The organism is Legionella gratiana, from assembly GCF_001467695.1.
Classification (GTDB): domain Bacteria; phylum Pseudomonadota; class Gammaproteobacteria; order Legionellales; family Legionellaceae; genus Legionella; species Legionella gratiana.
Window position 1 is genome coordinate 263,337 of the sequence record NZ_LNYE01000029.1, and the last position, 21,732, is coordinate 285,068.

Sequence of the window (21,732 nt, forward strand, 5' to 3'; positions counted from 1 at the left end):
CTATGAGCGAAGCCATTGATAACTTTAAGAGTGCAATCCAATTTGCGATGTCAATTCGCCCAAAGGTTGGAGGGTTTCCTGTTTTAGCTGAAGTAATGCGCATGGCTGGAATCAAACAAAATCTTTGGTATCTGCCTTCTTGCCAAAGTATTTATATCACAAACAAAGGAAATATAGTTTCTCAAGGAACTCCTTTAGTTACTGGAGAATTAGATATTCCTGAATTTAATAAAGAAGCACTTATTAAAGCTATTCGGGTTGATCAAGCCGGTGAAAGCACTTTTTCTGAATTTCTCCAAGCTTCTTGGAAAGCCGGTGTCTTTCATTATATTGTTGATCTAGAAAGGCGTACCGTCACTTATTATAGTGTACTTGGTGAATTCTATGTTGAGGAGTATCCTGCTGTGGATGTAAAACGACTTTAAAGAGATACCAATAAGTGGTTCATTCAACAACCAACAATGGATTAGCAGCAAGCATTCTGAGTTCAATTGACACTTCGGTCAAATACAATAGTAATACGGTATTTGTTCAGAATTCATACTCAATATCTTGGGTCTGATTAATTTTCAAATTAGCTTCATATGTTGATGCTAGCATCTATTCTTATTAAGTAATTAATTATTCCTAAGTGAATAGATGGATAATTGATTTAATTCCAAAAAAACTTGCATATGAAATATAGTATAACTATAATTTCAAATGAAAGGGGATTCAAAATGAAAACTTCTAGTAGTACACATCATAAAGAAGAAATTGTTTTGTCGAAGGCTTTATGCAACTTGGCAAAATTTTATTCTTTAACCGGAAAAGACTTAGGTAAAATCATTGGTATAAGTGAGCCCAGCGCATCTCGTCTCGGTCAGGGGAAAAAATTAATTTCACCTCATACAAAAGAAGGTGAAATCGCTCTATTACTTTTAAGGATATATAGAAGCTTAAATGCTATGGTTGGAAATAATCATGAAAAAGCTAAATTATGGCTCAATAGTCAAAATAAATATTTTAAAAATAAACCTATCGAAGAAATTAAAACTATTCCTGGTTTAATTAGGGTACTTAACTATTTAGATGCAATGCGCGGTAAATTATGAGTATTTGGACCGAATGTGAAGGTTTAAAATTTTTCAAATATTTGGAGTTGGAGCCATGGAGAATAGTAGAGGATCAATATAGTTCGAGCTCCAGAGATTTAGTTGAGAGCAGTGAAGAACACGATCTTTTAGAAAAATTACTGGATAATTCAAAACCTCAAGTAGTCAATAATAAGCACTATTTAGTTTTTACTCCTTTCAGATATCCTCCGCTTGAGTATGGATCCCGATTTGGCAATACTTATGAGCCTTCGCTGTGGTATGGCTCTTTATCTCAACAGACAGCATTTGCAGAGGTAGCATTTTACCGTTTGAAATTTTTTGATGATACTTTAGCTAATTTAGAATACATTGAGATTCGAATGACCGCATTTAAGGCTTATATACAAACAAAAAATGGAATTGACTTAACACAGTCTCCATTTCAAAAACATCAAGATAAAATTTCAAGCAAAACAAATTATGAACACAGTCAACTTTTAGGTGCAGAGATGAGAGAGGCAAAAGTTGATGCTTTTATCTTTGCTTCAGCAAGAGATAAAAATGCTGGGGAAAATGTTGCAGCATTCACACCAGATGTATTTAAAATTAAAAATAAAGAATATATAACTAATATGCAAAATTGGCGGTGTATAGCAAACAAAAATATTATTGAATTTAGTCGCGATGAAATTTTACAAAGAAAAAAACTGGAATTTTCTAAAGCTGAATTTGAAGAGTTTTGTAATGTGAATTAAGGGTTCTAATCATAGAGGAGGTCAATATGTATTCTTTTTATTTAAATAATTGACTTTGAAAGCCCCCTTTTTGTCAGTTCTTCCGCAGGCTCACTTCGACACCTAATCGAGCTTCTCTATTTTCGGCAGAACCTTTTATGTTATCCAAAGCTTCTTTAAATTTAGATACTTTGCTGGAAAGTCCATTATCATTGTTATAAGCATAAGCCAGTCTACCTGCTGCTGCAGCTGTCCCTGCCACAGTAGCCACCGTTGCAGCTGTTGCCATTGCACTTAAACCCATAACTCCTGCTATAGTCAGAAGTAAACTGCCTCCTCCAGTTACAGGAATAAGTAAAATGCCGATACATGCTGCTGCCGCTAATGCAAAATAGCATAATGATTTTTTAATACTATCCCCATTGATGCACTTATTTATTGATATCTTTTTTGACAGATTTGTTAATTCTATTATATTGTCAGCACTTTTAGTTTCATCATTCCTGTCATCGAGAGTTTTGGAGGCGCATCGTAACACTTTTATTAGACTAGTTAGAGTAGCAGGATCGGTCTTAGATAGTGGTTTTTCAACACCTTTTTGCACCACTTTTAATACATTTTCTGAGGCCTTAGTTAATTTACTCTCCTTTATTTCATCTACACGGTTCCTAAACTCTTGAACCCATTTTTCATATTCATCAATAAGAAAGTCAACTTTTTTTTCAGCGATTTCAGTCTCTACTTGTCGCATTGTACTGTTTTTATTGAAAACCTCTACCGCCCTAGAAAGTGCAAAAGCTTCCGCCGAAGTCAACTTTTTCTCTGCATTTTCTTTGATAAGATAATAGACTTCTCGAGAAACGACGGCTTTTGATTTATCTTGGAGTTGATTCTCCAGCATGACTATCTTTTTCATCAAAGGATCATCTTGCTTAACCATCTCTCTAGAATTACCAATTTTTTGATAGAAAGTTTTAAAATTCTCGACTAGATCAATATAAAATTGATCCGCATTAAATATGGTTTGATCTTTAACCGCACTTGCTTTAAGTGCTTTAATTTTATCCATATATGTGGCCATATTATTAACATCTACTCGATTTATTTGTCCTTGTTCATCAATATGGTATAATTCATGCATATTATTTTCTTTGTCGATAATAATATAGTGATTTACATAGGCTGAGAGATCAGAGGGAAATTCATCCATCGAATGAACAAAATGCGACGTAACATGCAAGTCATGATTAACAAGATGAGTTATTGTATCCAAGAACCCCATTGCATCCATAATTCTTGCCACTTTGGTTGCTTCATCAAAACTTGTTGTGGTTAAAGAACCAACACGTAACTCTATAGTATTAAGTGGATACTGAGTTCTCAATTTATCATACCCAATTTCCTTTTGATGAGTATTCTTATAATCTGTTTTCAAGTCACCAAAGATGCGTACTAACTTATTACGTTTGAGTCGCTCCTTCCAGTCCGCTTTATAAATAGTATGGTCTAAATCTTCTTTAATTTGATTGAATAATAGCGCTGATATTTTGCCATAATCTACAGTCTCATTCTTGCCTTTATATTTGTTTAGTACTTTATCAATTGATTGATTTATCGATTCAATTTTTATCTCCTCTGATAATTCTTGATTAAAGAAATCTTTAAGAAATCTTGCCAATTCCTCTGAGCTATTTGGAAGATGATCTATTGAATCTAACTTCATTTTAATTTGGTTTATATTCTCCCATGCTTCCAGGTAATTGCTATAAAGAGCTTGGAATACAGGGTTTGTATCGTTGTCTAAACCTTCACCAAAGGCAAAAACTAAAGTTTGCAGCGGCTTTTTATTTGGTACAAATGCTCCATTTACCGCATCATAATCAAAGTAGTCTGTAGGTAAATTGTCATATAGCCCACCATCAACAAATTTTCTTTCTACACTATCTATTTCAATCGTCACAGGCTCTAATACTACTGGAATAGACGCAGATGCACGACACGCTAATGCAATTTCAACATCAGGGGTTGTTTCACTGCTAAAGATTTGCATTGCTCCATCAGGAAAGCTTACAGCATTTAAGCTAAGTTTTTTGAATGTTTCTGGGAAATGCTCATTGAGTATCTTCAAATGGGAAAACGTAATTTTGGGTTCAGTTTTTTTCAGTTCATCTATCAGGTCATTCAAATCATCAGGGCATGTCTTTTTCTGTTTTATCAATCTCTTTATTTCTATTACTAAATTTTCCCTAACTGTTTCGATAATATTACTACGAATAAAATCTAACAAAGGTTGGCCGTCTTTTGTTATTCCAAAAAGGCATCCAGTATCGTTTCCAGGTTTTTTATTGACCCTTTTACCCATTAACTGTTTTAGATTCGTGTTGAGCATTGTTTCACGGAATTTTTCCGGCGGCATTCCTAAAGCCCAAATGGTAGAAGTAATAGCTCCTGCTGATGCTCCAGAAAACATTTTCATATTCTTTAGTATATCAGTAGTAACTAGCGCCTTATAGACACCGGAGTTGACCACTCCTTTTGCACCACCGCCGCTTCCAGTTCCTCTTTCTGGGGGTAGTAAGCTTTTTATAAATCCTTGTAATCTTTCTACTTGTTTTATCTCTTGATTATTCTCATCAACAGTCTCTTCTTTATTCTGAGTCATATGATACTTCTCACTCGGAAATTATATTGGTCATTATGCGTATTTTTTACCAAAAGAACCAATGGAATAAATTTATAGATGATATAATGAAATTTAATATCTAGATATGTCGACGGATTTATTTAGCCTCATAAGCCGCGGTGTTTGTAAAATTAAAATCCCCGATTTTTTTCTTTGAAATGCTGCGTAGGCTATAAGTGCCTCAAAAACACATAAAATGAGATTAGTTAAAGATCCAATTATACTAAAGTAGTTATATAATCCAACGCATCTGGGTATAAAAAAGTGATATAACAATGCAATTCACGGACAGAGACTGGTTTCTAGAAGAGTTACCTGAACAAGTTGATTATAGTTGGTTGTTAAGATGGATAAAGTTTTGGGTAGAAACAGAAAATCTACCATTTAAGATGGGTGTTTTAGCGACAGTAGATGAAAATGGGTTTCCAAGAAGTCGTACAGTAGCCATTCGTGAACTAAACGAACATGGGTTGATTTTTTTTACCCAGAAGGGTAGCGCGAAAGTAGCACATATTTTAGTTAATCCCTATGTTTCTTTTACTTTTATGTTACCGAATACACAAAGACAAGTTACTGTTTTGGGTAGAGTAACGCCACTTGACGAACGTGAAAATTTAAAAAACTGGGAGACTTATGATCAAGAGCGAAGGTTACGTTTTTTAGTCTATGGCACAAAGTCGGGACAGGCGATAAAAAAACAACTGAAGTTAGATGACGAGTTAGTTGCTTTAAGGGATCAATATAAAAAAACACTCCCAGAAAGACCTCGAGAGTATGTTGGTTATACGATTGCTCCTGAAGAGATAAAGTTTTATCAATTAAATGAACATCGGTTGTCGGACTCAATAATTGCAAAATGTACTCATGCAACTTGGACTTTACAGCGATTTGTTCCTTAGCTAATACATGTGCATTTTTCCCTGAGTTAAACATATGTTGTAATTGACGATTACTTATACATGTTAATGTATTAGAGATAGTAGTATATTTTTCAATTCACTTTGTTTGATTATTCATTCTTATGCATTCTGGTGATATTTTTGAGCTCGTTCTGAATAGGTGTATATCACTGTGTGCACCCTGCAATTCAATTATAAATCTTTGCCCCGCTAATCGTAGTTATTAAGATAGCTAAAATTGAGTGTATATACTCTATAAACGAAAAAACATGATTAATACTATTAAACAGGAATCAACCTTAAGCGAGTAGTTATTGCTAATTGAGCGTAAAATTAATTTCGCAAAAAAAGCATGGAGCTCGACGACAAAAGGTATTTTTTTGTATTTCCATTATATTTTTTTACCTTGATTAAATAAGATATTTTTGGCTTCTTCTGTTAAATTTAAATCAACATTTATTTCTTTAGCTTTAACATATGCACGTTGAATGGCTGGGCGCTTTTGTATATTTAAAAACCATCTTTTTAAATCAGGAAAATCATCTAAATTTTGTTGTTGTTTTTCATAAGAAACTATCCATGGATAACAAGCCATATCTGCAATTGAGTATTCATTTGCTATAAACTCTCGATTAGATAAATGTTTATTAAGAACACCATACAACCTGGCAGTTTCTCTAATATAGCGATCGACGGCATAAGTTTGATCTTTAGCATGCTGGCTAAAATGATGATTTTGTCCTGCCATAGGCCCCAATCCTCCGACTTGCCAAAAGAGCCATTGCAAAACTTCATAACGGTCATGAACATTTTGAGGTAAAAACTGCCCTGTTTTTTCTGCTAAATACAGTAAAATGGCACCTGATTCAAAGATGGATATAGGATTACTCCTGTCTTGAGGATTATGATCAACTATGGCAGGAATTCGATTATTGGGAGATATCCGTAAGAACTCTTCGGAAAATTGTTCCCCCTCAAAAATATTTATTGGTATTAGCTTGTATGGGAGACCGGATTCCTCAAAAAATATTGTAATTTTATGTCCGTTTGGGGTGGGCCAGTAATACAGATCCATCATTATGTAAGTCCTTCAAATAGGTTATAAATTAATTAAATGATTATACTTAAGAAAATTAAGTATTACACATGCTATTTTTTTGGACGTTTCTTTTTCGGTTCAGGGAGTTCTAACGCAGTAAGTCTAACTAGGTGAGTTAGCCATTCACTATCTTCCAGTAAGTCACCAGATATGAGTAAGTAAGGTTTTGCACCTGGATATGGAATACCTTCGATGTAGGTGTTAATGAATGCCTTACCAGCGTTAGTTGGTTTGATAAATAGTTGATCATCACAAACTAAAGCTATTACTTTTTCATGATAGTAAATTGCATATTCTCCAAACATTTTTTTCGCACGGATCATGCTAGTATCTGCAATTTGATCAAGAATAAAATCAATAGTACTTTGTTTTGAAGACATGATTGTCGCACTTGGAGCTAGAATGCGCCGGTTTTGTCTTCGGAATAGACCCAGGTGTTTTGGTCGGAGTGACAGGAATTGAACCTGCGACCCCTGCCTCCCGAAGGCAGTGCTCTACCAGGCTGAGCTACACTCCGTGTTGGGAAGAAGAAATTCTTCGGCACTGGATAAAACTATATAATAATCAAAATTAATAACTTCTTAGTAATGCAAATTGTGCGAGCTCAATAAGCGCATTTTTATATTTTGAGTCAGGCAATAGTGTTAAGCAGGAAATTGCAGTATTGACTTCTTTGGCTGCAATTTCTTTAGTGTATTCTATTGCTTTAGTTTCTTCCAACGCTTCAAGAATTTCAGGCAAAAAGTCGAGCGTGCCGTGTTTTAGGCTTTCTTGTATTTGCTGCTTTTGTAATTCTGTTCCATGTTGTAATGCATAAATTAAAGGTAAAGTTGCTTTTCCATCAGCGAGATCATCGCCTATGTTTTTACCAATCGTTTTTGCATCAGAACAATAATCCAGTGCATCATCTATAAGCTGGAACGCGTTACCTAGGTGTAAACCATAATCATATAGAGCGTCTTGCATTTCTTTAGATGAGTTGCTAATTATTGGACCTATGCAAGCAGCAGCCGCAAATAATAATGCTGTTTTTGCGCGAATTACATCAAAATATTCTTCAAAGGTTAATGTAGGGTTATGGCGGTTCGTTAGTTGTTTGACTTCACCGCAACTGATTTCCAGTGCTGTTCTGGCGAAGAGCTTAAGTACCTCTGAATTATTGGTATCAACCATTAACTCAATGGATTGGGTAAAAAGATAATCACCAACTAAGATGCTTGCTTTGCTTCCCCATATATTGTTTGCTGTTTGACGTCCTCTTCTTAAAGTAGATTCATCAATGACATCGTCATGCAATAAAGTTGCTGTATGAAAAAACTCTACCATTGCGGCTAGGTTAATGTGTTCTTGACCTTGATAGCTACATGCGTTACTTGTTAAAAGAACTAGCAATGGACGTAGCCTTTTTCCTCCACTTTCAATCATATGGTGGGACATTCTATCAATTAAGCCGATTTGCGATTCAATTTTATTAATAATTAAATTATTAACGGCATTAAAATCGTCATTAACCAGCGTACGCATACTGTCAATCGCCATTGTTTGTCCTCTACGACTCAATCAATAAATGCTAAGGTTGGGCATAAGAATTGTCAAGTAAAACTGGTTTGGATTGGTTTATACATTAAAGCGAAAATGCATGACATCGCCATCGCAAACAACATAATCCTTACCTTCTAAACGTAATTTACCTGCTTCTTTAGCACCTTGTTCTCCGCCACACTGGATAAATGCATCATAGGCTATAACTTCGGCGCGGATGAAGCCTTTTTCAAAATCCGAATGGATAACTCCGGCAGCTTGAGGAGCGGTAGCTCCTTTACGGATAGTCCAAGCTCTTACCTCTTTTACTCCGGCAGTAAAATAGGTTTGCAATCCTAATAGTTCATAACCTGCGCGGATTACTCGATGTAAACCGGGTTCACTTAAACCTAAATCTTCCATAAACTCTTGACGGTCGGTTTCATCTAACTCTACGAGTTCTGCTTCAGTTGCTGCACATAGAGCAACAATACTTGCTTTTTCTTGTATTGCTAATTCACGAACTTGATCCAGTAATGGATTATTTTCATATCCATTATCATCAACGTTTGCAATATAAAGTACAGGCTTCGCAGTGAGTAGGAAAAGTCGACGTGAAATGGATTCTTCTTCAGCCGAGAGTTCAAGTGTGCGCACTGGATAACCTTCATCAAGATGCGCTTTGATTTTTTCTAATGTTTTCACTTCAAATAGGGCTTCTTTATTTCCACTACGGCTGTTTTTTCCAGCTTTTAATAAAGCTTTTTCAAGAGTTTCCATGTCTGCTAAAGCCAATTCTGTATTAATGACTTCAATATCACTTAATGGATGAACATGGCCTTCTACATGAACTACATCGGTATTCTCAAAGCAACGAACAACATGGGCAATTGCATCCGTTTCACGAATATTTGCCAAAAACTGATTGCCTAACCCTTCTCCTTTTGAGGCTCCTTTAACAATACCTGCAATGTCAACAAATTGCATGGTTGCTGGGAGTACTTGTTGGGGGTTTACTATTTTACTTAAAGCATCTAGGCGTGGATCAGGAACAGTCACAATTCCCACATTGGGCTCAATAGTACAAAAAGGGTAATTTGCTGCTTCAATGCCCGCTTTAGTGAGGGCGTTGAACAGAGTTGATTTACCAACATTGGGCAAGCCCACTATTCCACATTTAAATCCCATATGTAGTACCTCTAAAAATGTTATATTTAGGATGTGTGTAAAGAACTACACGACTCCTTAAGTATTTAATTGATTCATTGCTTTGGCTAAATCACCAGAGAATATGCATGGCATTGCAGCAATACCTCTATCAATTGCGTCATAAATTAATTGTCTTTCTTGTGCTGAAGGTTTACTGAGTACAAATTGGTGGACTAAGTCTTTATGTCCTGGATGGCCAATCCCAATACGCATACGGTGAAACTCAGCACTTCCTAATTGAGCAATTATATCTCTTAAGCCATTATGACCTCCATGGCCACCACCTGTTTTAAGTTTAATGCGTCCCGCAGGTAAGTCTAACTCATCATGTACGATTAATATCTCATTGGGTTGAATACGATAAAATTGACTTATAAGTCGAGTGGGTTGGCCACTATGATTCATAAAAGTAGTAGGTAATACCAATTTACATAGGTGTTGATTTAATTCTAAATCAACTAACTCAGCTTGCATTTTTTTTTCTAATTTAAAGAAAATACTATGGCGTTGTGCTAATGCTGAAATTAACCATCCTCCCGCATTATGACGAGTATGCTCATAAGCTGAGCCTGGATTACGTAAACCGATAATTAGTTTAATGGCCATGGATTATAAGCTCTTTGCTATGATCAATTTTTGGACTTATGTTGCTTGGGTGAAGTATAGAGAGCAAAGCTCAAATTTAAATAAGTTTCTAAGATTCACTAAATTCACCCGATTACAGGGTCTGGTTACAAGTCTACTCTCTCGGCCAAAATGCCTTGGTTTTCTGCGCTATGATGCTCACATACTTTATGTATGTTGCGCTTCGTTTTGCTCGAAAATCAAGGGCATTTGACTCAAGTTAGCGAATTGTAAACAGACCCTATTGTATTACGTAACAATAAGAATATAAATTTTTTATTCTTCACCTTTTTCAGAGTCAACAGTAGGTACAGCTGATGCTGGAACTTCTGTTGTTTCTTCTTCTGATGCTGCACTTACTTTAGGCATATGAATACTTACAACAGGTGCATCATGACTGCCATCAGTAACATCAACAGTAAGTTGTACTCCTTTAGGTAATTTTAAGTGAGATAAATGAACTATATCATCCACTTCAACTTCAGACATATCTACACTAATAAATTCAGGCAAATCTTTTGCTTGGCAGCGGACTTCTACTTGAGTCATGGTGTGGTTGATCATACCACCTGCTTTAATGCCTGGAGCTTTTTCTTCATTAATAAAATGAATAGGTACTAATTTAACCAGAACATCAGTTTTAGAAACACGCTGTAAATCCATATGCATGACAACAGGCTTATAAGGATGACGTTGTAATGCTTTTAAAATAACATGTTCTACTTTACCATCAACGGTAATATCGAAAACACTTGAGTAAATACTTTCAGTTTCCAACGCTTTGATTACTTTGTTGTGTTGAAAATGAATGGAAAGGGGGTGTTTCTCTCCACCGTAGATTACGGCAGGTACTTTATTTTCAAGACGACGTAGGCGGCGGCTCGCACCTTTCCCCATATCCGTTCTTGTTTGAGCTTCTAAAAGAATGTTTGACATTATATACTCCCAAAATTGATATGAATCCTTTGAAATTTAACCCGCGACCAGATTAAATACCGGATAAAAATCCGGAAAGGGTGGCGAAGTATACAATATTTTAAAATGAACTTGAAGTCATAGTCATAATTTCATAGAATATGCGACTTTATTGAATTTTTGATAGCCAATCAGGCGAGTTGGAGAAAAGTTATGTATGCAGTAATCAAAACTGGCGGTAAGCAATACACCGTGAAGGAAGGTGATGTATTAAAAATTGAATTACTGCCTGAAGATGTTGGCAATGAAATACAATTTAAAGAAGTATTAATGTTGGCTGATGGTGATAAAATCGTGTGTGGTTCTCCATTGGTTGATAAAGCTACAGTGAAAGCTGAAGTACTGGATCATGGTCGTCACAAAAAAGTTAAAATTATTAAGTTTCGTCGTCGTAAGCACCACAAGAAACAAATGGGGCACAGACAATATTATTCGCAAGTTAAAATTACTGCGATAAGTAAGTAAGAGAGGATAGCAATGGCTCATAAGAAAGCAGGTGGTAGTACCCGTAACGGCCGCGATTCGAATCCCAAGTATCTTGGTGTGAAGCGTTTTGGTGGTCAATTTGTTAATGCAGGTGAAATTATTGTAAGACAACGTGGCACACGTTTCCATCCAGGTCCTGGTGTTGGTTGTGGTCGTGATCATACTTTGTTTGCTTTGGTTGAAGGTTTAGTACAATTTGTTGTTAAAGGAAGCAAAAACCGTAAGTATGTAACTATTGTTGCAGAACAAAGAGAAGAAACTGCAAATTAATCTGAGTCATTCGTAGCGCTTTGCTGCAATATTCTCAGGTTTAAAAGCAAGAAATTTCCCCTTTTTGCTGTGTTAGGGTGTGCATTATTTCCTAATGCAGTATCGTTAGCCCCGGCAACGGGGTTTTTTATTTTGAGGTAGGTCCATGAAGTTCGTTGATGAAGCAGTAATAAAAGTGGAAGCAGGCCATGGAGGCAATGGTTGCTTAAGCTTCAGACGCGAAAAATTCATACCTCGTGGTGGTCCCGATGGTGGGGATGGTGGGGATGGTGGTAGTGTTTACTTTGAAGCCAGTACTGATTTAAATACACTCATTGATTTTCGATATACACGTCACTATAAAGCAGGTAATGGTCAGCAAGGAATGGGTGGAAATTGTACGGGGAAAAAAGGTGATGACCTAATTATAAAAGTTCCGGTTGGAACCCTGATTTATGATATGGATACTGATGAATTGTTGGGTGATATTAAAGAGCCCAATGTTCCAGTATTGATTGCTCAAGGTGGTTTTCATGGTTTAGGCAATACACGCTTTAAAAGTAGTGTTAATCGTTCACCACGACAAACAACCCAAGGTAGCTTAGGGGAATCAAGGAATTTACGACTGGAGTTGCGAGTTTTGGCGGATGTTGGATTATTAGGATTGCCTAACGCAGGAAAATCCACCTTAATTCGCGCCGTTTCAAGTTCAAAAGCTAAAGTTGCTGATTATCCTTTTACCACGTTGCATCCTAGCTTAGGTGTTGTCAGTGTTTCTTCTCATAAGAGCTTCGTTATGGCTGATATTCCTGGCCTAATTGAAGGTGCTTCCACTGGAGCAGGCCTTGGGCATCGTTTTTTAAAGCATCTTTCTCGTACTTGTGTGCTTTTACACGTGATTGATGTGGCGCCTTTAGATGGCAGTGATCCTGTAGCTTCAGCCCAAACAATCATTAATGAATTGGCACAATACAATCCAGAACTACTCAAAAAAAATCGATGGTTGGTGTTGAATAAAATGGATATGTTACCTGACGCAACAAGTCGAGAGGAAAAAATTCAGTCTATAGTTGCAGGACTTAATTGGAAAGATAAAGTATTCGCTATTTCAGCAATTAGCGGTGAAGGAACACAACAATTATGTTATTCACTCATGCAATTGATTGATGAGATGAAAGAATTGGAAGCATAGCCATTACAGTAGATCATTTTTTACATATTGAGTAAAGCATTACCGCAGTACCCCTTAATTATACCAAACTTCATCTACAATCAGTTGATGTAAAAAAATTTCCTCATATTATCGAAAACTTAGTGTTGATTTCAGCGTGCATGGCTTGGAGAAGGGTTTACAGTGTCATTTTTTGTGTCTATGATATTTGTAACACAAATCAAAAGAGGTTATCATGTCTCCAAGAGGCGGAAAAAGAGAAGGAGCTGGGCGTCCTAGAGGCGTGCCTACCAAAATCATTCGTGTACCGGTATCTCAGCTAGCCGATCTTGAGCGATTAAAGAATCAATCCGACTATCAATTGCCTCTATTCTCCAGTAAGGTGCAAGCGGGATTTCCATCACCTGCCGATGACTACATAGAAGGATATCTGGATTTAAATACTAAGTTTATTAAACATCCTTCCTCCACATTCGTTGTGCAAGCGATAGGAGACTCCATGGTGGATGTGGGCATTTTTTCGGGCGATTGGCTTTTAGTCGATAGAAGTATCGAGCCTTTGGATGGCCGTATTGTGATTGCGGCAATTAACGGTGAATTAACGGTAAAACGTCTATCTAAAAAGGAAGGCAAGGTACAGCTACTTCCTGCTAATCCTCAATTTAAACCCATTGACATTGTGGAAGATAGTGACATGGTGATTTGGGGAGTAGTCACTTTAGTTCTTCATGAGCTACCTTAACATGTTTGCTTTAGTGGATTGTAATAATTTTTATGCGAGCTGCGAGCGTTTGTTTCGCCCTGATTTAAAAAATGTTCCGATTGTGGTGTTATCCAATAATGATGGATGTTGTATAGCGCGCTCTAGTGAGGCTAAAGCATTAGGTATTGCGATGGGAGAGCCTTATTTTAAAATTAAAGGCTTGTGCGAGCAGCATGGAGTGAACGTTTTTTCTTCGAATTATACATTATACGGCAATATCAGCCAGCGAGTGATGTGTACCATTGAGGAAATCTGGCCACATATAGAAATTTACTCCATTGATGAGGCCTTTCTTGATTTAAGAAGCTTATCTTCTTCGCCCGATATTTTTTGTCAAGAATTGCAAAAGAAAATTCTAAAGCATACAGGAATACCGACCTCCATAGGTATTGGCGTCACTAAAACACTAGCTAAGATAGCGAATTATTTGTGTAAAAAAATTTATAACACTCCAGTATTTAATATCACTTCTCATCGTGAGCAGTTACTAAAGCAAATTGCTGTCGGAGATGTGTGGGGAGTAGGGCGACAATGGGAAAAGAAATTAATCTCTCATGGAATTGATACAGCTTATGATTTAGCAACTACAAATGCTCATCTCCTGAAGAATAATTTTAATGTGGTATTGATGCGAACTGCAATGGAGCTCCAAGGAATTGCCTGTGGGGGCTTAGAGGCGGTAGAGTCCCAACAAGGTATTATGTCATCGAAAAGCTTTGGGCAAATGCAAACGCAACTCTCTTCAATTGCAGAATCAGTTAGTAGTCATTGTGCACGCGCGGTGGAGAAGATGCGTCGCCAACAGTTAGTGGCGCAGCGAATAAGAGTTTTTGTACATACGAATCGATTTCGGGACGATTTGGCACAACACTTTCAATCCGTAGAGTTTTGCTTCATTAATCCAACGGATGATTTGCGTTTAATTACCAAAAGTGCAAAACGATGTCTGCATCGTATTTTTAAAACGGGATATTATTATAAAAAAGTGGGTGTGTGTCTTAATGATTTAACTCCTAAGCATCAACGGCAATTGGATATGTTTCATCAGCTGAGTGACGAGCAGCTACACGATACGGAACAATTGATGAATGTCTTCGACCAAATTAATCAAAAATATGGAAGAAGCACGATTCGTCTTGCAGCAGAAGGCTATTCCAAACCTTGGGCGATGCGCGCAGACCTTAAATCTCCGGCTTATACAACTCGGTGGAGTGATGTTCCACGAGTACGTTTGTATTAACTTCATCGTCATGCTTTAAGTGTGAATAAATTAAAAGATATGCTATGGAATTTATAAGTCCAATAAGAAAAATTATTCATATTGATATGGACTGTTTTTATGCCGCAATAGAAATGCGTGATTTTCCTGATTTGGCAAATAAACCTCTTGCAGTAGGAGGGGATGCAAATCGCCGCGGGGTCATTGCCACTTGTAATTATGCAGCTCGCCAATTTGGGGTACGCTCTGCGATGCCAACAGCACAGGCACTTAAATTATGTCGGCAACTCATTTTGCGGCCGGTACGCATGGATGTTTATCAAAAAGAAAGTCAATACATTCGCGCTTTATTTGCAGAATATACCGATCTTATTGAGCCCTTATCATTGGATGAGGCTTATCTTGATGTCACTCATTCGCTCCAATGTAAAGGGAGTGCGACTTGGATAGCGCAAGAGTTGCGTGAACGAATTTATCGAACACGAGGACTTACTGCAAGTGCCGGTATTGCTCCAAACAAAAGTTTGGCAAAAATCGCTAGTGACTGGCATAAACCTAATGGTCAAATGGTAATTAGACCAGAAGAAATTACTGCCTTTATGATTCATTTACCGGTGCGTAAGTTATTTGGCGTAGGCCCTAAAATGGAAGAAAAGTTAAACGCATTGAATATTAAAACATGTGGTGATTTGCAACATTATTCAGTAGACTATCTATGCGATGAATTTGGCGTTATCGGTCAGAGGCTATATGATTTAGCACGAGGAATAGACGAGCGTCCCGTCAATCCTGAGCGTATTCGAAAATCCATTAGTGTTGAAGAAACTTATTTGAAAGATTTACCTGATGTAGAAGCATGTTTTACTGCTTTGCCAAAATTAATCATCCGTCTTGAAGCACGACTTCATCGGGTTGGAGAAATTTCAGGAATACATAATCTTTTTGTGAAATTAAAATTTAATGATTTTCAGCAAACCACTGTTGAGCGCATACATGATCGAATCGACTTAAATATTTTATATCAACTCATACAAGAAGGTTATTCCAGAAAGTGTAAGCCGGTAAGATTATTAGGTATAGGAGTTAAATTAAAGCCAGAGCAAATGCATGAAAGCATCCAATTGCCTTTGTTTTTGCAACAGCTATAAATTGAAAAAATCAACTGATTTTTCTAGAGTTTGTTGACACACCTAGGATAATAAATCCATAAGAAATCTCTTTTCTATATGTGAAAAGCAATGAGAAGGCCTTAAGTAAGTAAATAGTGCAATTAAAGCAAACACTGTTTTTGTTTTAAAACTAGTTGGTAACGTATATAGACTCATCCGTTGCCTACTTCAAATGATATATTTTGGGTTCTTCTTCGATTGGTTCCTTTAGTATTTTTTGAGCTTGTTTATATTTTGCAGTTTTCAAATGATGATGTCAGAGAATGTAGTTTTAGCGTGAATACGGTTAGCAACCATAGCCAAATAGCATTTGAAGAACCAATTAAACACTAAGTCTAGACCTAATGATGAAATTTTAATTGATGGGGAATTAATTTACAGTTACAGTCCTACCAAAGATATTATTTTTGCCAATGCATACGATAGCTTGCAAGAGAATTTAAAAAAAGCATTTATTGCAGACATGGTGGAACCTCAAGAGGGGAATGGCTCATTAATTTCAAGATGGGAAGAAGTGATTTAAGATGCAATGATCAAATGCTCTATAATGAGAATGAGATGAGCTACAACTTGATTTTGTGCATCCAAGTTTTTAGAAAAAAAGAGAGAGGGTTATTTTAAACGACGATTAAATCGTGGATTACTTAATAACAAAAAAGATGATTTTTTTTATAATAAACACTACCCTTATTGGACATCGTTTTTAAGATTTATTGTGTAAGTGAAGGAGAAATTATGGAGTTTTCAAGCCGTTATGTAGCGCATATTCCCGACGCTCACGGGTTTGTCAATTATTCTGCGGAAGAAAGCAGAATTTGGAAAACTTTATTTGAACGGCAAGTAAAATTATTACCTGGAAGAGCTTGTGATGAATTTATAAGCGGATTAAAAACCTTAGGTATTACTTCTGCAGCCATACCGCAGATCCCAGATTTAAATCGACAACTTAAAGCAGCGACTGGTTGGCAAGTATCAGCTGTTGCTGCCTTAATTTCCGCCCGTGAGTTTTTTGAGTTGTTAGCCAAAAAATATTTTCCAGTAGCTACTTTTATACGTAGTGAAGAAGAATTGGATTATGTAAAAGAACCTGATATTTTTCATGAAGTTTTTGGCCATTGCCCTATGTTGACAGATAAAGTCTATGCTGAATTTGTTTATGATTATGCTCGTAAAGTATTAACTTTTCCTGAATCTGATTGGGCTTTATTACAACGTATGTTTTGGTTCACAGTTGAATTTGGTTTAATTAAAACTTCAAAAGGATTAAGAGTTTATGGTGGTGGAATACTTTCATCGATTAGTGAAATCGTTTACAGTGTAGAAAGTGATATTCCACTGAGAGTAATTTTTGAACCAATACCAGCATTTCGTATGCCTTACCGTATCGATATGCTACAACCGGTTTATTTTGTGATTAACGATTATCAAACTTTGTACGATTTTGTTTTGTCTAATATAAGTGAACTTTTAGCACGAACTCGAGAATTAGGTGAATTTCCGCCGTTTTTTACAGTGGATCCGGATAACCCTAATATTCATATTCGAGCGTGTTAGTCTACTTAGTACGATCGCGCAAAGTATGTATTGTAATAGGTACAGCCAGTCGTGTTAACATCGAGCAACCTAGTTTGTTCATTGGCTGTTAAGTCAAGGAGCATTATTTGATTAAAGTACTAATTGTTGATGACCATGCATTGGTTCGAATGGGTATTCGACGATTGCTCGAAGATATGTCGGATGTAAATGTAGTTGCTGATGCAGAAAGTGGTGAACAAGCGTTAGCATTAGTAAAGCAATATTCTCCTGACGTAGTTCTTTTGGATATGAAAATGCCTGGGATTGATGGCTGGGAAGTAACGCGCCGTCTTAAAAAATCAAATCCGCATGTTAAAGTCATCGCAGTAACTGCAATGTGTTCTGATGTGTTGCCCACACGTGTTTTGCAATTGGGAGCAATGGGGTATTTGACTAAAGAGTCTGGTGCCGAAGAGATGGCTGCTGCAATACGTAAAGTAGCAAAAGGGGAAAAATACCTTAGTGCCGAAATTGCTCAGAAAGTGGCAATCAATAGCTTGGAGGAAGCGCAGGGCTCTCCCTTTAATGTATTATCAGAACGAGAAATGCAAGTGATGTTGATGATTACGAGCGGTATGAATGTTCAGGAAATTAGCGATAGGCTTTTCTTGAGTACCAAAACAATTAATGGTTACCGTTATCGTACCTTTGAGAAATTAGGTATAAAAAATGATGTGGAGCTTACTTACTTAGCTTTGAAACATGGAATCATTGAAAATCCTACTGATTTGGCGTCAGAAGAATAGACTTCTTTCTATACTCTAAGTTTACTAAAGTAAATCTCTAATTTTTGATGTCAAAAAGATGGATTTTCTTTTTTTGTTGTCCAAGTCATAACCACGTACTCCACAAGAATTACTGCTATTATTATCATATGAATACTTCTACAGAATTGGCGTTATTTCTCTCTAAGCTTCCTAACGAACCCGGTATTTATCGTATGCTGGACAAAGAAGGTAATGTTCTTTATGTAGGCAAAGCAGCTAATTTGAAAAAACGAGTTACGAGTTATTTTAATAAGCAAAATACAGGGATTAAGACACGTTCTTTAGTGAGTCAAATTGTTTCTATTGAAATCTCAGTTACTCGTAGCGAAACAGAAGCATTACTTTTAGAAAGCAATCTCATTAAGACGTTAAAGCCCAAATACAATGTCTTATTACGTGATGATAAATCTTATCCTTATATTCATCTTTCTCATCATCCTGATTTTCCACGTATTGAGAGTTATCGTTCGAAGAAAAAGCCTCTTTCTGGTGATTTTTTTGGTCCTTATCCCAGTAGTGCAGCAGTAAAAGAAACTATAGTCACTATCCAAAAAGTATTTAAAATTCGTAATTGTCGTGATAGTTATTTTAATGCACGTTCACGGCCTTGTTTGCAATATCAAATCAAGCGTTGTGCGGCACCTTGTGTTAATTATATTTCTCCAGAGGACTATAAACGATCGGTACAAGACGCGATACGATTTTTACAAGGTAAGTGCCAATTAATTCTTGATGAGTTAGCAAAACGAATGGACAAAGCAGTTAGCGAGTTGAATTTTGAAGAGGCTGCTCTTTTGCGCGATCAGATTAAAAGCTTGCGATTAGTACAAGAACAACAAGGGATTTTACAATTACGAGGAGATGCAGATGCCATTGCTATTGAAGTGAGCCCGGGTTTTGCTTGTGTGCAGTGTGTGACCATTCGTGATGGCCAAATAGTGGCAAGTCATAGTTATTTTCCATCTGTGCCACAAAAAGGATTGGATGAGGAATTCAGTTTGGAAACTCTATGGCAACAAATTTTTGGTGCCTTTATTGGATTTTACTACTTAGATGCTCCTGAGAAAATTCCAGCGTTAATCATTACGAATCATGTTGTGGATGATCAAACGGCCCTTCAAGAAGCATTATCCCAGCAGCGCGGTAAATTCTGTAAGCTTCAAGTGAACCCACGTGGCGTTAAATCGCGTTGGATGGATTTTGCGTTGAATAATTTACGTGTTTCTGTTGCTGAATACGTCACTAAACATTCCACAATGAGATCTCGTTTTCAAGAGTTAGAAGAGTTTTTAGGACTGAAAAAGCCAATTGAACGTATGGAGTGTTTTGATATAAGTCATACACTTGGAGAGGCAACTGTTGCATCTTGTGTGGTATTTGAACAAGAAGGACCTTGTCCTAGTCAATACAGGCGCTTTAATATCGAAGGCATTATACCAGGTGATGATTATGCTGCTATGAGTCAGGCAATTACGCGTCGCTTTAAGCGTTTGCTAGAAACTCAATCTTTGCCTGATGTCCTCATTATTGATGGAGGCAAGGGGCAAGTAGCTGTTGCCCAAAAAATACTTTCATCTTTAAATATTTCATCTGTGATTTTGCTGGGTATTGCAAAAGGCCCTTCGCGGAAAGCAGGATTAGAAAAGATAATTTTAGTGCATGATGAACTTGAATTGACTTTGCCGAGTGATTCTAAAGCACTGCATTTGTTACAACATATTCGTGATGAAGCGCATCGTTTTGCAATTACTGCGCATCGCAAGAAAAGACAAAGAAAAAATCTTGATTCAACTCTTGAGGACATAGAAGGAGTAGGCGCAAAACGCAGGCAAGCTTTACTGCATCGTTTTGGTGGTATCCGTGAACTTGCTAAAGCTTCATTAGAAGAAATTGCTAAGGTCCAAGGTATTAATGAGCATTTAGCAAAGCGCATTTTTCAATTTTTTCATGGTGAAAATACATTGCTTTAAAACAATGGTGATAAACGTCGAATATGTTGGTTTTATTTTGATCTTTAAGGATGGTTTTCGGTCATTAGTATCGGTCTTAAGTAATGAATGATTAGAATATTATTTATAATCCTAGCAAAATTTCTATTATTCGTACTAAACTTAAGTTAGATATGCTCGAATAATAATTATTGATATTTAAGCACAAATCTTGCATGTAAAAAATAAAAAGTAAGGCGAGGGGGGCATATGTATAAAATACTTTCCATTGCATTGATGTTGCTCATGAGTGCTGTAGTAAATGCCGCTAGTTATGGCACAGGATTATGCGGTTACCCGCAATATGACTGCATTAAAGTAGAGTCGGGACAAAGTTGGGAAACTTTATTTCCAGATCCCACTCAGCGTGACATTGTACAGAGGGTTAATCGTACTTATAATCCTTTATGGACCGGTAAGGTTATTGCAGTTCCAAAAAATTTAGCTTATCTCACCGTTTTTGATGTCTCTCCTTTTCCACTCAAGATACCCAATGAACATCAAAAGCAAATTATTGTAGATCAAGACAAATTAGCTTATGCAGCTTATGACGCTGAAGGAAATTTGCTGAGGTGGGGGCCTATTTCATCTGGAAGAGATAGATGTCCTGATGCGAATCGTTCTTGTCGTACTTTAACGGGTATTTATCGCGTATTTAGTAAAGAAAATGAAAAGTGTACATCAGATGTGTTCCCAATCGGTAAAGGTGGAGCCAAGATGCCTTTTTGCATGTTCTTCCATAAAGGCTTTGCATTACATGGATCTGATGATATTCCAGGAGTCAGAGCAAGTCATGGTTGTGTGAGGATGTTTACTGATGATGCTAAATGGTTAAATGAACATTTTGTTGAATTATCCAGTGAGCGTAATAAGTTCATGGGCACAACAGTAATTGTTCGTCCAATAAATGACAGTGAGTGAGAAAAATGATGAATACAACTAAAAAATTCACTTCGATTTCATTGATTCTTTTCTTAGGGTTGTTATCTACTCATCTCAACGCGGCTACTAAATCCCAAAAAAATAAAGCTGAGGATGCACAAGCAAAAGCTGCAAAAGAGGAAACTCGATTTCCTATAGGTTGCAGACCTGTTGGATATAAAGAAAGTTTAAAAATATTGAGTCTTTATCCTGGCAAAGAGGGAGCTTTGCAATCTTTATATTTCTTTTTTAATAAATTGCCACAGACAGTGAGTTTATATCAAATGCGTGATGAAGATAGTGAGTATTCAACACGCGTGAACCATACTATTGGCGGTAACCAATGGGCAGTTTTAGCAACCGGAGAACCTTTAGTCAAATTTGTTTGTACTTTAGGAGATGGCAAAACTTCTTATGGAAAGATTTTAGATTGTGCTGACACAATTAAAGTATGCGAATACGTTAATGTTAAATTTGGTTTAAATAATAAAGGCAATTATTGGATAGTAGATGGCACTACAAGGAATGGGGCAGTTAATGAAGTAGTGCATTATGGCATAATACCTGGGGTATAAATCTGAAGCATAAAAAGACCAAAAGTCAG

23 protein-coding genes and 1 tRNA gene are annotated in these 21,732 nt (G+C 36.7%); 16 read left to right on the top strand and 8 right to left on the bottom strand.

Annotated elements, in window-relative coordinates; translation table 11 throughout:
* The first annotated feature begins 2 nt into the window (after positions 1–2).
* The 3 genes from Lgra_RS14165 to Lgra_RS14175 all read left to right on the top strand — a co-directional run bounded on the left by Lgra_RS14165 (position 3) and on the right by Lgra_RS14175 (position 1,831).
* Positions 3–425 carry a DUF1398 domain-containing protein gene (locus tag Lgra_RS14165; protein ID WP_058499918.1) on the top strand — a complete coding sequence of 141 codons (423 nt, stop codon included), beginning with the start codon at positions 3–5 and terminating at the stop codon, positions 423–425.
* 294 nt (positions 426–719) lie between these two features.
* Positions 720–1,094 (top strand): antitoxin Xre/MbcA/ParS toxin-binding domain-containing protein, encoded by a 375-nt coding sequence (locus Lgra_RS14170; RefSeq protein WP_058499919.1) that lies wholly within the window; start codon positions 720–722, stop codon positions 1,092–1,094.
* Positions 1,095–1,135: 41 nt separating this feature from the next.
* A complete protein-coding gene (locus Lgra_RS14175) occupies positions 1,136–1,831 on the top strand; it encodes an RES family NAD+ phosphorylase (protein ID WP_238584460.1) in 696 nt (231 codons plus the stop codon).
* Positions 1,832–1,904: 73 nt separating this feature from the next.
* Here the strand turns inward: Lgra_RS14175 and Lgra_RS14180 are convergent, their stop codons facing one another.
* On the bottom strand, positions 1,905–4,472 hold the full coding sequence (locus Lgra_RS14180; protein WP_058499921.1) for a patatin-like phospholipase family protein: 2,568 nt from the start codon (positions 4,470–4,472) through the stop codon (positions 1,905–1,907).
* A gap of 296 nt (positions 4,473–4,768) precedes the next feature.
* Here Lgra_RS14180 and Lgra_RS14185 point away from each other — a divergent pair, with 296 nt between their 5' ends.
* Entirely contained in the window at positions 4,769–5,392 is a 624-nt protein-coding gene (locus tag Lgra_RS14185) for a pyridoxamine 5'-phosphate oxidase family protein (protein ID WP_058499922.1), read from the top strand.
* A 391-nt stretch (positions 5,393–5,783) separates the two neighbouring features.
* On the opposite strand, the gene Lgra_RS14190 is transcribed toward Lgra_RS14185, so the two are convergent.
* The 7 genes from Lgra_RS14190 to Lgra_RS14220 all read right to left on the bottom strand — a co-directional run bounded on the left by Lgra_RS14190 (position 5,784) and on the right by Lgra_RS14220 (position 10,781).
* Complete coding sequence (locus tag Lgra_RS14190; RefSeq protein ID WP_058499923.1) at positions 5,784–6,470, bottom strand: glutathione S-transferase N-terminal domain-containing protein; 687 nt, start codon at positions 6,468–6,470, stop codon at positions 5,784–5,786.
* A 71-nt stretch (positions 6,471–6,541) separates the two neighbouring features.
* Positions 6,542–6,871, bottom strand: coding sequence for a TfoX/Sxy family protein (locus tag Lgra_RS14195; RefSeq protein ID WP_058500334.1), 330 nt, complete (start codon positions 6,869–6,871; stop codon positions 6,542–6,544).
* Between the two features lie 60 nt (positions 6,872–6,931).
* A tRNA-Pro gene (locus Lgra_RS14200) sits at positions 6,932–7,008 on the bottom strand.
* Between the two features lie 53 nt (positions 7,009–7,061).
* A complete protein-coding gene (locus Lgra_RS14205) occupies positions 7,062–8,030 on the bottom strand; it encodes a polyprenyl synthetase family protein (protein WP_058499924.1) in 969 nt (322 codons plus the stop codon).
* A gap of 78 nt (positions 8,031–8,108) precedes the next feature.
* Positions 8,109–9,200 carry a redox-regulated ATPase YchF gene (ychF, locus tag Lgra_RS14210; protein WP_058499925.1) on the bottom strand — a complete coding sequence of 364 codons (1,092 nt, stop codon included), beginning with the start codon at positions 9,198–9,200 and terminating at the stop codon, positions 8,109–8,111.
* Between the two features lie 57 nt (positions 9,201–9,257).
* The gene (gene pth / locus Lgra_RS14215) at positions 9,258–9,827 is read right to left on the bottom strand and encodes an aminoacyl-tRNA hydrolase (protein WP_058499926.1); all 570 of its coding nucleotides are present in this window, start codon (positions 9,825–9,827) and stop codon (positions 9,258–9,260) included.
* A gap of 294 nt (positions 9,828–10,121) precedes the next feature.
* Positions 10,122–10,781: a 50S ribosomal protein L25/general stress protein Ctc gene (locus Lgra_RS14220; protein WP_058499927.1), complete on the bottom strand. Its 660-nt coding sequence runs from the start codon at positions 10,779–10,781 to the stop codon at positions 10,122–10,124.
* A 192-nt stretch (positions 10,782–10,973) separates the two neighbouring features.
* On the opposite strand from Lgra_RS14220, the gene rplU reads away from it, so the two are divergent.
* The 12 genes from rplU (at position 10,974) to Lgra_RS14280 (ending at position 21,703) form a co-directional block, all read left to right on the top strand.
* Positions 10,974–11,285: a 50S ribosomal protein L21 gene (gene rplU, locus Lgra_RS14225; RefSeq protein WP_003635427.1), complete on the top strand. Its 312-nt coding sequence runs from the start codon at positions 10,974–10,976 to the stop codon at positions 11,283–11,285.
* 12 nt (positions 11,286–11,297) lie between these two features.
* The gene (gene rpmA, locus Lgra_RS14230; protein ID WP_058499928.1) at positions 11,298–11,576 is read left to right on the top strand and encodes a 50S ribosomal protein L27; all 279 of its coding nucleotides are present in this window, start codon (positions 11,298–11,300) and stop codon (positions 11,574–11,576) included.
* Between the two features lie 145 nt (positions 11,577–11,721).
* A complete protein-coding gene (gene cgtA, locus Lgra_RS14235) occupies positions 11,722–12,747 on the top strand; it encodes an Obg family GTPase CgtA (RefSeq protein ID WP_058499929.1) in 1,026 nt (341 codons plus the stop codon).
* Between the two features lie 214 nt (positions 12,748–12,961).
* Positions 12,962–13,468, top strand: coding sequence for a LexA family protein (locus Lgra_RS14240; RefSeq protein ID WP_058499930.1), 507 nt, complete (start codon positions 12,962–12,964; stop codon positions 13,466–13,468).
* Positions 13,455–14,729 carry a Y-family DNA polymerase gene (locus Lgra_RS14245; protein ID WP_058499931.1) on the top strand — a complete coding sequence of 425 codons (1,275 nt, stop codon included), beginning with the start codon at positions 13,455–13,457 and terminating at the stop codon, positions 14,727–14,729. Before Lgra_RS14240 ends, Lgra_RS14245 begins: the two co-directional genes overlap by 14 nt.
* A 53-nt stretch (positions 14,730–14,782) precedes the next feature.
* A complete protein-coding gene (dinB, locus tag Lgra_RS14250) occupies positions 14,783–15,856 on the top strand; it encodes a DNA polymerase IV (protein ID WP_115385477.1) in 1,074 nt (357 codons plus the stop codon).
* 331 nt (positions 15,857–16,187) lie between these two features.
* Positions 16,188–16,400, top strand: a complete 213-nt coding sequence (locus Lgra_RS14255) for a hypothetical protein (protein ID WP_058499933.1) — start codon at positions 16,188–16,190, stop codon at positions 16,398–16,400.
* Positions 16,401–16,612: 212 nt separating this feature from the next.
* Complete coding sequence (gene phhA, locus Lgra_RS14260) at positions 16,613–17,431, top strand: phenylalanine 4-monooxygenase (RefSeq protein WP_058499934.1); 819 nt, start codon at positions 16,613–16,615, stop codon at positions 17,429–17,431.
* Between the two features lie 107 nt (positions 17,432–17,538).
* A complete protein-coding gene (gene letA / locus Lgra_RS14265) occupies positions 17,539–18,198 on the top strand; it encodes a two-component system response regulator LetA (protein WP_058499935.1) in 660 nt (219 codons plus the stop codon).
* Positions 18,199–18,326: 128 nt separating this feature from the next.
* Positions 18,327–20,189 (top strand): excinuclease ABC subunit UvrC, encoded by a 1,863-nt coding sequence (gene uvrC / locus Lgra_RS14270; protein WP_058499936.1) that lies wholly within the window; start codon positions 18,327–18,329, stop codon positions 20,187–20,189.
* A gap of 228 nt (positions 20,190–20,417) precedes the next feature.
* Complete coding sequence (locus Lgra_RS14275; RefSeq protein ID WP_058499937.1) at positions 20,418–21,128, top strand: L,D-transpeptidase; 711 nt, start codon at positions 20,418–20,420, stop codon at positions 21,126–21,128.
* Positions 21,129–21,136: 8 nt separating this feature from the next.
* A complete protein-coding gene (locus tag Lgra_RS14280) occupies positions 21,137–21,703 on the top strand; it encodes a hypothetical protein (RefSeq protein ID WP_058499938.1) in 567 nt (188 codons plus the stop codon).
* Positions 21,704–21,732 lie beyond the last annotated feature (29 nt).

Coding starts and splice junctions, on each gene's coding strand:
- Lgra_RS14205 (WP_058499924.1), bottom strand. CDS start 8,030: ATGGCGATTGACAGTATGCGTACGCTGGTTAATGACGATTTTAATGCC.
- ychF (WP_058499925.1), bottom strand. CDS start 9,200: ATGGGATTTAAATGTGGAATAGTGGGCTTGCCCAATGTTGGTAAATCA.
- Lgra_RS14280 (WP_058499938.1), top strand. CDS start 21,137: ATGAATACAACTAAAAAATTCACTTCGATTTCATTGATTCTTTTCTTA.
- Lgra_RS14180 (WP_058499921.1), bottom strand. CDS start 4,472: ATGACTCAGAATAAAGAAGAGACTGTTGATGAGAATAATCAAGAGATA.
- Lgra_RS14165 (WP_058499918.1), top strand. CDS start 3: ATGAGCGAAGCCATTGATAACTTTAAGAGTGCAATCCAATTTGCGATG.
- Lgra_RS14240 (WP_058499930.1), top strand. CDS start 12,962: ATGTCTCCAAGAGGCGGAAAAAGAGAAGGAGCTGGGCGTCCTAGAGGC.
- pth (WP_058499926.1), bottom strand. CDS start 9,827: ATGGCCATTAAACTAATTATCGGTTTACGTAATCCAGGCTCAGCTTAT.
- Lgra_RS14170 (WP_058499919.1), top strand. CDS start 720: ATGAAAACTTCTAGTAGTACACATCATAAAGAAGAAATTGTTTTGTCG.
- rpmA (WP_058499928.1), top strand. CDS start 11,298: ATGGCTCATAAGAAAGCAGGTGGTAGTACCCGTAACGGCCGCGATTCG.
- Lgra_RS14195 (WP_058500334.1), bottom strand. CDS start 6,871: ATGTCTTCAAAACAAAGTACTATTGATTTTATTCTTGATCAAATTGCA.
- Lgra_RS14275 (WP_058499937.1), top strand. CDS start 20,418: ATGTATAAAATACTTTCCATTGCATTGATGTTGCTCATGAGTGCTGTA.
- rplU (WP_003635427.1), top strand. CDS start 10,974: ATGTATGCAGTAATCAAAACTGGCGGTAAGCAATACACCGTGAAGGAA.
- Lgra_RS14220 (WP_058499927.1), bottom strand. CDS start 10,781: ATGTCAAACATTCTTTTAGAAGCTCAAACAAGAACGGATATGGGGAAA.
- cgtA (WP_058499929.1), top strand. CDS start 11,722: ATGAAGTTCGTTGATGAAGCAGTAATAAAAGTGGAAGCAGGCCATGGA.
- phhA (WP_058499934.1), top strand. CDS start 16,613: ATGGAGTTTTCAAGCCGTTATGTAGCGCATATTCCCGACGCTCACGGG.
- Lgra_RS14245 (WP_058499931.1), top strand. CDS start 13,455: ATGAGCTACCTTAACATGTTTGCTTTAGTGGATTGTAATAATTTTTAT.
- Lgra_RS14190 (WP_058499923.1), bottom strand. CDS start 6,470: ATGATGGATCTGTATTACTGGCCCACCCCAAACGGACATAAAATTACA.
- uvrC (WP_058499936.1), top strand. CDS start 18,327: ATGAATACTTCTACAGAATTGGCGTTATTTCTCTCTAAGCTTCCTAAC.
- Lgra_RS14185 (WP_058499922.1), top strand. CDS start 4,769: ATGCAATTCACGGACAGAGACTGGTTTCTAGAAGAGTTACCTGAACAA.